4 protein-coding genes and 1 pseudogene are annotated in these 12207 nt (G+C 42.4%); 3 read left to right on the top strand and 2 right to left on the bottom strand.

The annotated features are described in order from the left end of the window. Positions 1-243 precede the first annotated feature (243 nt). On the bottom strand, positions 244-1263 hold the full coding sequence (gene mtaA / locus MSSIT_RS06620) for a methylcobamide:CoM methyltransferase MtaA (protein ID WP_048171026.1): 1020 nt from the start codon (positions 1261-1263) through the stop codon (positions 244-246). Between the two features lie 342 nt (positions 1264-1605). On the opposite strand from mtaA, the gene MSSIT_RS06615 reads away from it, so the two are divergent. The 3 genes and pseudogenes from MSSIT_RS06615 (at position 1606) to MSSIT_RS06605 (ending at position 10351) form a co-directional block, all read left to right on the top strand. After that, complete coding sequence (locus tag MSSIT_RS06615) at positions 1606-2130, top strand: O-acetyl-ADP-ribose deacetylase (protein ID WP_048171023.1); 525 nt, start codon at positions 1606-1608, stop codon at positions 2128-2130. Positions 2131-2794: 664 nt separating this feature from the next. After that, positions 2795-8485 carry a tetratricopeptide repeat protein gene (locus tag MSSIT_RS06610; protein ID WP_231590451.1) on the top strand — a complete coding sequence of 1897 codons (5691 nt, stop codon included), beginning with the start codon at positions 2795-2797 and terminating at the stop codon, positions 8483-8485. 561 nt (positions 8486-9046) lie between these two features. Beyond that, a pseudogene (locus tag MSSIT_RS06605) lies at positions 9047-10351 on the top strand (ISNCY family transposase). 247 nt (positions 10352-10598) lie between these two features. On the opposite strand, the gene MSSIT_RS06600 reads toward MSSIT_RS06605, so the two are convergent. After that, positions 10599-12035: a transposase gene (locus MSSIT_RS06600; RefSeq protein WP_048171021.1), complete on the bottom strand. Its 1437-nt coding sequence runs from the start codon at positions 12033-12035 to the stop codon at positions 10599-10601. Between the last annotated feature and the right edge of the window lie 172 nt (positions 12036-12207).

Raw genomic sequence — 12207 nt, 5'->3', positions numbered from 1 at the left:
GCCTGTTCTTCCTTTTTTTATTTTTTAGCAATCTTCAACATTCAGGCTTTTTTAAATATTCGGATTTTTGAGAATTTTCCGAGAGCTGAAAGAATACTATCCTTAAGCCCGAAAACCACATTTAGCTTCACAGGTAAACACAAACTCTCCACTATTTTGTCTAACTAAACTTAAAAATTAAAAAGTAGATAGTAAAATTGGAAAGTAAAAATTTAAAAAATATATTTCTATTTTTCGGGCTCTTCAAGCGTAATACTCGTCTCTTGCTTCGACCATTGCTTTGATGTTGGCAACCGGAGTCATAGGAGCAATCCCGCATCCCGGGGCAAGTACATCGACGCCGTCTTCAAGAGCCTGCCTGGATTCGGCCTTGATCTTCTCAACAGGGCCGGGGAGCAGAGTGAAGGGGCTTGAGATATTCCCTACCAGCCTTGACCGGGTTCCGAGGACTTCCTTTGCCTTCTTTACACTGCCAATCTTTTCCTCGACACTGAGCCCTTCAAAGCCGCAATCTGCCATATAGTCGAGGATAGGGTTCACATTTCCGCAGACGTGAAGGACAGTTACGCTGCTCACGCCGGAGGAAAACTTCTGCAGTCGCGGTTCCAGTTCGGTTTTGAAAGTATCAGGACTCATGAGGTCAGGAGACGCAACCGGGTCTGCAACAGAAATTATGTCAGCTCCCGCTTCAACCATGGCATTTGCATAGACTACCGTGGCCTCGGCTGCGAAATCCAGAATCTGTTCGAAAAGGTCAGGTTTTTTAATGGACCATTTCATAAAGGATTTTACACTTGAGAGATCCGAGGCAAGGGTTACCGGCCCTTCCATACCCCCGATCACCGGGACATCGGGACCTACTTTTTCTTTGATAATCTTTATGGCTTCAAGCACAACAGGAATTCTGCCCGTTCCCAGCAAATTATCGGGCATTTTCAGGCCCCCCAGATCCTTGGGATAAGGATGCGCAGTAACCGAAGGCTGCCTGTTCTTGGTACCCATGTTGACCTCACAGCCCATGGCCTGGGCAAGCACGGTCAGGCAGTAAGGAACCCTTACAGCTTCAAGCCCGCTCAGTTCATGATTTGCAATTGCCAGCTTTGCCATAAGCCCGGCGTCAGAGTGAGCTTCAGGCCAGGGAGCCCCGACTTCATCCATCAGTTCCACGATCCCGGTCTGGGTCACCGAACAAACAGGCACTTTGTCAACTGTCTTTCCCTCGAGGGCATTTATTAGCCTCTCCTTAAGTGTCATATCACTCATCTTCGATTTTCCCCAAATATTCAATTACAAAATTAAAAATTCTATACGAGCCGTTTTATTCATTAAAATGCTTAAGATTTGAGTTCCTGGAATTTATTTGAACTCTCGAATCAGACTCTTATCAGAATCGCCTCAGTGACCCTTTGAGGCACAAAAAGTTTTTAGAGCTGTCCGGGCAGGAGACATCACTACCAGGACAATGGAATCCCCAGGTCAGAATTGACCAGTATAATCTCTGTTTTATGCTATATCATTGTTTGGGCAACGAAATAAAGAAACATAGACCCGCAGAAACCATGTAAAAAGAAACTCGAAAGAAAAAGCCGAAAAAGGAGCCTTAAAATGCCAGAAATTTCAGAAAGAATCGGGATAATTGAAAGTGATATTACAGAACTGAAAGTTGATGCAATTGTAAACGCTGCAAACAATACACTTCTCGGAGGAGGAGGTGTGGACGGAGCTATCCACATGGCTGCAGGGCCCAGCTTACTGGCAGAGTGCAGGACTCTGAACGGCTGCCCCACAGGAGAAGCAAAGATTACAAAAGGATACCTCCTACCTGCAAAATACGTTATCCATACCGTTGGTCCAATGTGGCATGAAGGCGTAAGAGGAGAGGACGAACTTCTGGCTTCCTGCTACAGGAAGAGCCTCGAACTCGCCAGGAAATACGGGATAAAAACAATAGCTTTCCCGGCCATCAGCACAGGAGCATACGGCTTTCCTTCCGAAAGAGCAGCAGGGATTGCAGTTGCACAGGTAAAGGCGTTTCTACAGGAGAATGAACTGCCTGAAACCGTTTTACTTGTCTGTTACAATAAAGAAGCCTGCAAAAACATCAAAAAAGCCCTTGAAGAGAATTTTTAAAAGAAATTCTGATCCAGAATATCCTTTTAGAGTTTATTTCAGGCTTAGAGGTTATTTTAGGCATTAGAAGTTATTTCAGGCATTATTTCACAATATTCTGGATATTATTTCGTAACATAAAACTGTCTTCAAAGAGACAACTTAAATTCTCAGCAAACAACTCGTAAAAAGCAATTGGAAAAGTTTTCTCCCACTCTCACTTCTGACAGATTATTTATATAGTATGTTACAAAAATATGTTCTAAATAAAAATTACAATGACAGCAAATTTCGGATATCCATTAACAGCTTGCCCGAATGAAGAAGATACGATTAACAATACAGATAAAATATAAAAATATAAGATATAATGAAAAATTATCATTTAGCACTTATCAGTAGTATCAGTAAATACTTATCAGTAAGTTAACACTTATCAGTAAGTTAACACTTATCAGTAATATTTATCGGTAACACAGCTCAGTAGACTATATCAGTAACTATTATCAGTGGGTTCACTGATAATAGCACTTACCCCAATACAAATCAGTGACATTTACAGCAAAAACATATCAGTAACACTTCATCGGTGCAAGTATATTGGCGCACATCACAGTACAGCTTCATGGTGTAGTATGCCGAAAAATGCTACGCGTTAAAAGAAAAACATTAACATAACACTCAAATGAGCCTGCAGGATTATACCACGAAAAAAGGGATCGGAGGAATTATTATCACTAACGATGAAGCCTTTCAAAGAGGCCTTGACCTGGTTAAACGCAAAAAGTACGAAAAAGCCATAAACACATTCAATAAAATTCTGGATAAAGATCCGGGCCATAAGGAAGCCCTTTTCTACAGGGGACTTGCCCTTCTTGAAACCGAAAAAACCCAGGAAGCCCTCGATTCCTTTAATAAAGTCCTGCAGCTTCAACCTGGAAACTCCGACGCCCTCTACAGAAAGGGAACCTGTCTTGCCGCTCTCGGAAGATTTGAAGAAGCCCTGGAAACATATGAAAATGTCCTTGAAAGTGCCCCGGATGCCCCTGAAATCTGGTATATGATGGGGCTTGCTTTTGCCGAGATAGATAGAGCTGAAGCTTCAATCCTCTGTTTTGAAAAAGCCCTGGAACTCAAGCCCGCGTATACAGACGCCTGGTGTGCAATGGGAACAGTAGCAGGAAAAACCGAAAGATACGAAGAAGCCCTGGAAGATTTTGAGCGGGCACTTGAAATAAGCCCCGGAAATACGGAAGCCTGGTATGCAAAGGGCCTGATTCTTTCCAGGCTTGAAAAATACGAAAATGCACTCGAATGTTTTGATTTTCTTATCCGGGAAAGCCCGAAAGATACTGCGGCCCTTGAACAGAAATGCCTCCTCCTTGCAAACCTCGGGAAGAAAGAAGAGGCTCTGGAAGCCCTCGAGGACTTTTTAAAGAAATTTCCTGCAAATGAAGCTTCCCTCTACCATAAAGGCATCCTTTTAAGCGAACTTTCAAGATATGAGGAAGCTGAAAAAACCTTTTCAAAAGTATTGAAGCTAAACCCCGGACACAGCGAAGCCTGGTTCAGGAAAGGGTTCGCCCTTGTACAGCTGCTCAGGCTTAATGAAGCGATAGAAGCTTTTGACGAAGCCATCAGGCTCGACCCTGCCTATTTTGAAGCCTGGAATTACAAGTGCTTTGCCCTGATGAAACTTGAGGTCTATGAAGAAGCCCTGGAAACCTTCGATGCCATGCTCGAAACCTATCCCGACATGGAGGAGATCTGGTACAACCGGGCACTTGCTCTTCTGAAACTTCAGGACCTTCTGGAAGCTGCCCGGTCCTTTGCCCGCGTCACGGAACTTGACCCCGGAAATACGGACGCCCGGTTCCAGCAGGGCTGCCTGCTTGCCCGAGCCGGGAAATATGAAGAAGCCCTGGAAACCTTTGACCGGCTGCTTGAATCCCACCCTGACTTTACCGAAGCCCAGAAATTCAGGGGCACCGTGCTTACAGGGCTCGGCCGGTTTGAAGAGGCCCTTGAATCCCTTACGAAAAGCCTGGAAAAGGAACCGGAAGACTATAACATGTGGCTCCAGAAAGGACTCCTGCTCCTGGACAGCAGGAAATTCGAAACTGCCCTGGAAGCTTTTGAAAATGCCACGGACCTGAAACCCGATGACGAAATCTGCTGGATGAACAGAGGTTTTGCCCTTTATTCCCTGGAGCGTTATGAAGAAGCCCTGGAAGCTTTCAGGGAAGGCCTGCGCCTGAACCCTTATCTGGAGAAAGGCTGGAACAAGAAAGGAATAGTGCTCGGAAAGCTTGGAAAAACCGAAGAAGCCCTGGAAGCTTTCGAAGAAGCAGTAAAACTCAGGCCGGATTTCGAAGACGCCTGGAAAAACATGGGCCTCCTGCTTTTTGCCTCCGAAGAATACGAAAAAGCCGAAAAAGCCTTTGCCGAAGTTCTCAAAACAAACCCCGAAAACCTTGACTCCCTTTACAACAGGGGCATCTCCCTGCTCAGGCTGGGAAGAAATGAAGAAGCCCTCGAATACCTTGAAAAAGTCGTATCCCTAAGTCCCGATTATCCGGACCTTGCCTACAGCCTCGGAGTTGCCCTTATGGAACTCGGAGAACTGGAAAAAGCCCTGGAGACCTTTGAAAAGCTTGCTGCAAAAAATCCGGAGGAACTGGAGATCCAGTGCAGGAAAGGGAAGCTTGCAATGGAGCTCGGGAAGCATGAAACTGCCCTACAGGCATTCGAAAAGGTATTGCTCAAAAAGCCCGGATCAAAAGAAGCCTGGTACAGGAAAGGGCTTGCCCTGCTGAACCTGGAACGTTTCGAGGCTGCAGTAAAAGCTTTCGATGAAGTAATAGTAAGGAACACTACAAATGATCCCTCTTATGAAGATGCCGGAACCCTCAAGGGTTTTTCCCAGATGAAGCTCGGAAACTTCCTCCCTGCCCTGGAAACCTTTGAAAGCGTACTTGAGAAAAACCCGGATTCCGGGATTACCTGGTATTATAAGGGCCTGACCCTGCAGAACCTGCAGAGACAGGAAGAAGCAGCCAGAGCCTTTGAGTCAGCGCTTCGCCTGAACCCGGAACTTTCCGATGCCCTTGAATACAGAGCCATCTGCCTCTTTGAAACCGGACAGTACGAAACTGCTCTTAACGCCTTTGAGGCTTTGCTTGAGAAGGACCCGGAAAACCTTTCAGCCCTGAACAGCAGGGCGATTTGTTTCCTTGAACTCGAAAGGCATAAGGAAGCAGTTGATGCCCTCTCCAAACTGCTTGAAATTAACCCTGATATGGAAGAAACAAAGTCCAGGCTCGATGAAGCAAAGTTCAAACTCGGAATCGAATATTTCAAGCTTGGACAGTATGATGAGGCTCTTGCCCTTTTTGACGGAATAAAGGAGGAAACAAGAGCTATAAGTGGAAAAGCAAGTAGAGAAGCTAATGGAGAAGCAAGTGAAGATTCTCAAAAAGACTCTCCCCTTTACTGGAAAGGGCTTGTGTTTATCCGGCAGGAAGCTTATGAAAAGGCCCTTGAAGTCTTTTCAAAGCTCACAGGGAAAGACCCGAAGTTTGCGGATGGCTGGTACTTTATCGGGCTGTCCTGTTCAAAACTTGGGAAACATGAAGAAGCTTCAAAAGCCCTCAAGAAAGTCCTTGAAATCGACCCGGCATTCCGGAACCTTCAAGATACATATTACCTGCTGGGAATCTCCTGTTTTGAACTCGAAAACTTTGAAGAAGCCCTTCAAACTTTTGAAGAAGCTCTTTCAACAGCTCCTGAAAATTCGGAGAGGAACCCCGACGAAGCCCAGGACATTATGTATAAAAAGAGCCTTTCCCTGCTAAGGCTAGGGAGATATGCGGAAGCTGAATCCGGTTTTAAGGAAGTGCTTGCCCTTGACCCGGCAAATAGTGAGGGCCTTGCCCACCTGAGCACTGCCTGTTTCAAGCAGGGGAATTACAAAGAAGCCCTCGAAATCTTTGAGAGGGTGCTCAGTCAGAACCCGGCAAGAAAAACTATCCTTTTCAGGAAGGGACTCGCTTTAAAAATATTTGGGAAAAAACATGAGGCTCTGGAAGCTTTTGATCTTGTCCTTAAACTGAAACCTGACTGTACATACGCCCTTGACCAGAGAGGATACACACTTTTCGAACTTGAAAAGTATGAAGAGGCAGTTGAAGCCTTTGAAGCAGCCCTGGAATACTCCCCGAAAAAGGCAGATATGCAATACCTGAGGGCTCTTGCCCTTTTCAGGATCGGAAACTTCAAAGAAGCCCTGCAGGAGTTTGAAAAAGCCTTTGACCTCGGGTGCCGGAAGTCTGAGATTCATTATTACACGGGACTTTCCTGCTTCGAAAACGGAGATTATGAAGGAGCCATAAAAGCCTTTGATATCGTCCTCGGAGCAGGTTTGAAGGAGCCGGAAATCCTGCAAAAGAGAGCTCTTGCCCTTTTCGAACTGGGAAAGGCAGAAGAAGCCGTATCCGCAGTAAATTCCCTTCTTGAATTCTCCGCAGAAAACCTGAACGGAGAAATATCAAAGGACTTGCCTGAAGGGACCGGAGAAGAAAATAGAGATACTGGAGATACGGAAGAAGCTCCCCAGGTAGTAGAAGCTCAACAAACAGCAGGAACTCCCCAGGTTAACCCTGAACTCCTTGAGAAATTCGCGTCCGCTCAGATAGAACTCGGGAACTATGAAGAAGCCCTGCTCCCACTTGAAAAGCTTATAAGAGAAAGCTTAGCTTCAAAGAAGACCTTTTACAGCGCGGGGATAGCACTTATGGGGCTTGGAAGGCAGGAAGAAGCCTTTGAGGTCTTTTCCGAAATCCTTGAGGTTTACCCGGACTTTAAGAAAGCATGGTACGGGAAAGGCCTTGTGTTATTTTCACAGGAGCGATATGAAGAAGCCCTTGAAGCCTTCGAACAGGCAGTGATGGAAAGTCCGTACGAAGTGGCAAAAATTGAAGAATCGGAAATTGAAGAATCGGAAATTGAAGAATCGGAAATTGAAGAATCGGAAATTGAAGAATCGGAAATTGGGGAGTCAAAAATAAGTGACCCGGAACTGGAAGATGCCTGGACCAAAATAGGGCTTGTCCAGCTCAAAACCCGGAGATATGAGGATGCTTTTGAGACCTTTGAAAGGATCCTTGAGAAAAATCAGACGGATGCAAATGTGTGGTACCTGTGCGGGCTTGTTGTGCGCGGGCTTGACCAGAACGAAGAAGCAGTGGAAGTTTTCGAAAAGGCTCTTGAACTCAACCCTGCCCTGACCGCTGCCCTTGAACAAAAAGGACTGGCCCTTCTTTCCCTTTGCAGGTATGAAGAAGCCAGGGATGCCTTCGGCTCAGCCCTCGCCCGAAACCCTGAAAACACTGATATCCTGTACAACCGGGCAGTAGCCAGTTACAAGCTCCTTGACTTCGAAGAAGCCTCAAAAGACTTTGAAAAGCTGCTCCTCTTTGCCCCGGACTTCCCTGACTACACCAGAGCCTGTTACATGCTCGGGATTGCCAGCATAGAACTCCAGGATTATGAAAGAGCCCTGCAGGCCCTTGCCCTTGTCCTTGAACGCGAGCCCGCGCACAGGGACGCCCTCTATAATATGGCCCTCGTGCTCTTCAATCTTGAGGAGTATGAAGAAGCCGCCAGGACCTTTGAACAGCTGCTTGAAGCCTCTCCCGAAGATCCCGAAAGCCTGAATTACCTCGGGCTCTGCCTCCTTGAACTTGAAGACCTGAACGAAGCCCTGAAAGCCTTCGAAAAAGCCGCCCTTTTTAACTCCAAAAACGAAGAAGCCCTTTACAATGCAGCCACGACCCTCATCAAGTTAAACAGGGTCCAGGAGTCCCTCGGGTACTTTGACCGCATCCTTGAGATCGCCCCCGAAAACTACGACGCCATGAACTACAAAGGGGTTGCCTTCTGTATGCTTGAACAGTACAGGGAAGCCCTCAGGGCCTTTGACAATGTACTTAAAAAGGACCCGAAAAACATCAAAGCGGTCTACAATGTAGGAGTGGTCTGTTTCAAACAGAAACTCTACGAAACCGCAGCCAGAGCCTTCAAAGAAGCCCTTACAATCAACCCCTGGCATGAACCTTCCCTCAGATATCTCGGCCTCTCCCTTGCAAAGACCGGGGATTACGAAGATGCCCTGAAAGCCTTCGAAAAGATCCTCAGGATAAACCCGCAGGACCCCCAGTCCATGAACTACAGAGGAGTCCTCCTCGGAAAGCTGGAAAGATACGGAGAAGCAATAAAAGCTTTTGACGAAATCCTGAGCATCTACCCGGACATGGCGGACGCGAAGGAAAAACTCGAGGTCTTAAAGTCCCTTGAGAATGAAGAAGAGTCCTATTAAGGATTTTGCAATGGCTGATATTATTCAGATATCCGAAGCCGGGATCTTTTGTATTTTGATTCTACTCCTTGCAGGGCCAAACTATTCTCTTCTGCAACACAAAAAAGTAACAGGCTAATTTATGTCATGACCTGGGGACCCTGTTAAAACTCATAGGTAATTATAAACGCCTCCGTCAGCTTGTCTGGCGGCCCTTCACAAAACAAAGAAGAGCAAAATAAATGAAAGAGAGATAAAGGCCGAAAATTATGCCACTTTGATCAATTCGGTTCTCGTTTTTGTTTACGAGCTCACACATCATCTTTTACTTTTTTGCTTTTTTCTTCATTTTTACGGGAAAGACCGTTCTCCTGCGTCTAGCAGGACAGGAACGGTTCAGGACAGCGAGTAATATTGTACTGATAAGATAACTCTATAACTAGCCTGCCTAAAGACAGAGAAAAGTAGCATTATTTATCCATAGAAAGGACTCAGTCCCAAAATCTAGTGATAAAAGTAAGTGTAACATCACTACACAAAATTATAATCCTATAATTATGTAATGATGTTACGGCAAAAACAATGGTAACTATAAACCTTACACTTAATAACTTTTCTGAGCTCCCTGCTCTCTTAGACATTTTTGGTTGTTTTGGAAACGATTATGAATATACTACACGAGGAATTTTTCGTAGAAAAATTCCTCCCGTCTGTTCAATTTGTAATACTCCAATGGTTCATAATGGCTATAATCCCCATACCAAAAACGGTCTTGGGAAAATCAACATTGGTCGGTATAAATGTTCAAACTGTGGTAGTACACACGAAGAAGATTATAGTTTTTGGGAAGATATGAAGACTTTACTTTTTGATACATTCAATGATTTTTTCCAGTTACTCAGATACCATAACGTTTCATATGATGGAATTTCTGATCTAATGGATTTCATCTTTCCAAAATCAAGAAGCACAATTTTTAGAGCATTCTACAAAGAAATGGAATAGGAAACTATTCCATGTTCAGAAAATATACATATGGTGCATTATGACGAACAACATCCAAAAGAAGGGAGATGTCAGAAATACCGTTTAACATTACTGGATGCAAAATCTCAAAGAACGATAGCAGATGAGCTTTTTAAAGATAAGAGTCCAGAAACCATCAAGAAATTTCTACAGAAAAATCTTGATGCATCAGAGCCTGTGTTTATCGTTACGGATTTTGATAAAAGATACCCTGATATATTAAAGGAAATTTTTAGGGATAAGTTAGTCCATCAATATTGTTTGATGCATTTAAATAAGCTTATCGTTAATGATTTTCCAAAGAACACAACGATAGGACAGGAACTTTTGAAGTACAGGTTATTAAATATATTTTACAATAGAGAGAATGAGATTAAATTTCTGGAAGAACTTCAATCTGAAGAACTCAACGTGATTAATAACAAAGAAAAACATCAAGAATGGAGTAAAAAAGCAAAAAAGGAATTTAACCAGTATAGACATAAATTAAAGCTTGAAATCAGACGAAAAAAGAAAAATCTTCCACTTAATAGTCTTGAAAAAGCAAAATATAACTTTGATAGATTGATGGAAAATATAAGAACATATGATGAAAAGGTTCAAAAACGATTGTGGATGATCAACAAACACTGGTTAAATCTTACTTTGTTCCATTATCTTCCAGGAGCGCCAGCGACAAATAACCCTATCGAAAGCTATTATTCAAAAAGTCTAAAAACGGATAACAAGAAGCAGTTTAGAACTGAGAAAGGGATTGAAAATCAGATTAAACTTACTCAGATGAGAAGATTAAATTTACTTAAGAAACCACAAAAGTCATTTATGGAATTGTTCAGATTATTTTCTCCATTTAAGCTTTAGTAAAATCTATTTTTGAGAGAGTAGTTCAGAATGACATAGCGGAGAGTGTAGATTTTAGTCAATATATTCAGTGAAAAAATACAGAAGTAAAAGAATTCTTTGGCAGAAATGCCAAAAAAATTGTTTCTCAAGGGTAATATTACAGTTTATTTAGGCAGTTAGCAGAGAAATTGAAGTTTAAGGGCAGGAAAAAAATGAGAAATCACTAAATTATGGAATTGTGTCATAGAAAGTAAAAACTAAGACCTTAACTCCCATTTTTTGTAGGGAATATGTTGAATTTGAGAGTTTTATCTAATTCTCTTACTTTCTTAGGAACTTCAGTAATGATACTTTTTTCACCAAAGTTTATACTTTTCACTTTTCTAAACTTCAATAGGATATCAATGGGTGAGACCTTGTCATTTATCTCTGCTTTTTTAATTGCCTTCAACAATTTACAGTACGCATATAATGAAAGAAATGCCACAAACACATGCCCATAAACGCTCTCATCATCATGAAGATACAATTTGTCAGCGTCTAATGTTGTTTTGTATGCATCAAACAACTTTTCAATCGAGTCTCTTTTTTTGTAGAGTTCATACATCTCCTTTTTTCCTATGTCGTAATTGGAGATAATCAAGAACTTCCCTGCTCTATTTTGTTTTAAAGAGTACTCTTCATCGCTGATCTTCCCTTCCTCTCTCTTTCTGAAGATCGTCTTCTGTTCTTCAAGTCTTAGATCCAGGTCTTCATATAAATATAGGAACCTATTTCCTAACTTTCTTTTACCACATTTGATGAGTCTATCATGATAGATGAATTCTTCATTAAGGTGTATTCTTGTGTCATAATAGTGGCTGTTCCTTTTTGTTGGTAACACAAATTTGATATGTTTTTCTTCTAAGCAGTTAAGGATGTTCTCTGAGAAAAAACCACGATCAAGAAGAAGTATCTTATCGCTGATATCCAACTCTTCTATTGTTTTGTATAATGTCTTTATGTCCTTCACACTGCCTGGAACTGATTTGATCATAGTAGGCATTTCACTATCAAGACCACAAAGAAGGGCAAAGTTGATTTGGGGAACTTGAATACAGTCTTTGTTGTAGCCTTTTTCAGCCTGTAGAATATTCATAGATCGAGAGAAACAGGAACTTAAGTCATAGACGAGTTGAGTGTCTGCATTTTTGAGATGATTGAATAGCTCATTCTGCCCAAACCTATCACAGCCTACTTCCCTTAACACTTTTGAAAGATTGGATGGATTAAGATTTGGTTTTATACCTTCAAGATTATAGAGATCTTCCCAAGTATCTTTAATTCGTTTGAGGGGGACATATCCATTTACACGAACAATTGACATTGCATAGAGTTCTTCCCAATATTCCGGAAAATTTTTCATGAGAAAAGGTTTGAGCTCTCCCATCATATTATGTAAAATCATTGAATTTCCATAGTCAGTGACAGAGTGAGGCACAGGTATCACATTAGTTTTAGGTTTCTCACCTTTAGGTATAAAGCCGTAATCTTTGTCGAGTCTACCAATGTAAACTGAAACTTTACGACCCTTCTTAATTTTTTTGTCATATTTAGTGGTAGAGCGATAAACATAATGACAAGCGCCTCGAACTTTGATTTCAAGACATTTTTCTCCAGCTTTACGCTGATCTTCAAGCCAGCATCTTGCCCAGGGTTCCATAATCCCTATTATGTAGGGAATATAGGCATATATAAGTTTCGATTTGAAATCGTTCTACTGATATTAAAAATGAGAAAAAATAAGCAAATTAGATGATATAGTCCCTATAAATAGGCAGAGTTAAGGTAAGAAAATCAAAACTAAAAAAATGAGTTCCGGACTGTAAAGTATA

Origin of the sequence: Methanosarcina siciliae T4/M (assembly GCF_000970085.1) — an archaeon.
GTDB lineage: Archaea > Halobacteriota > Methanosarcinia > Methanosarcinales > Methanosarcinaceae > Methanosarcina > Methanosarcina siciliae.
Note: the sequence above shows the minus strand (reverse complement) of the source record. Positions and strands in the feature narration are given on the sequence as shown.

Coding starts and splice junctions, on each gene's coding strand:
- MSSIT_RS06600 (WP_048171021.1), bottom strand. CDS start 12,035: ATGGAACCCTGGGCAAGATGCTGGCTTGAAGATCAGCGTAAAGCTGGA.
- MSSIT_RS06615 (WP_048171023.1), top strand. CDS start 1,606: ATGCCAGAAATTTCAGAAAGAATCGGGATAATTGAAAGTGATATTACA.
- MSSIT_RS06610 (WP_231590451.1), top strand. CDS start 2,795: ATGAGCCTGCAGGATTATACCACGAAAAAAGGGATCGGAGGAATTATT.
- mtaA (WP_048171026.1), bottom strand. CDS start 1,263: ATGAGTGATATGACACTTAAGGAGAGGCTAATAAATGCCCTCGAGGGA.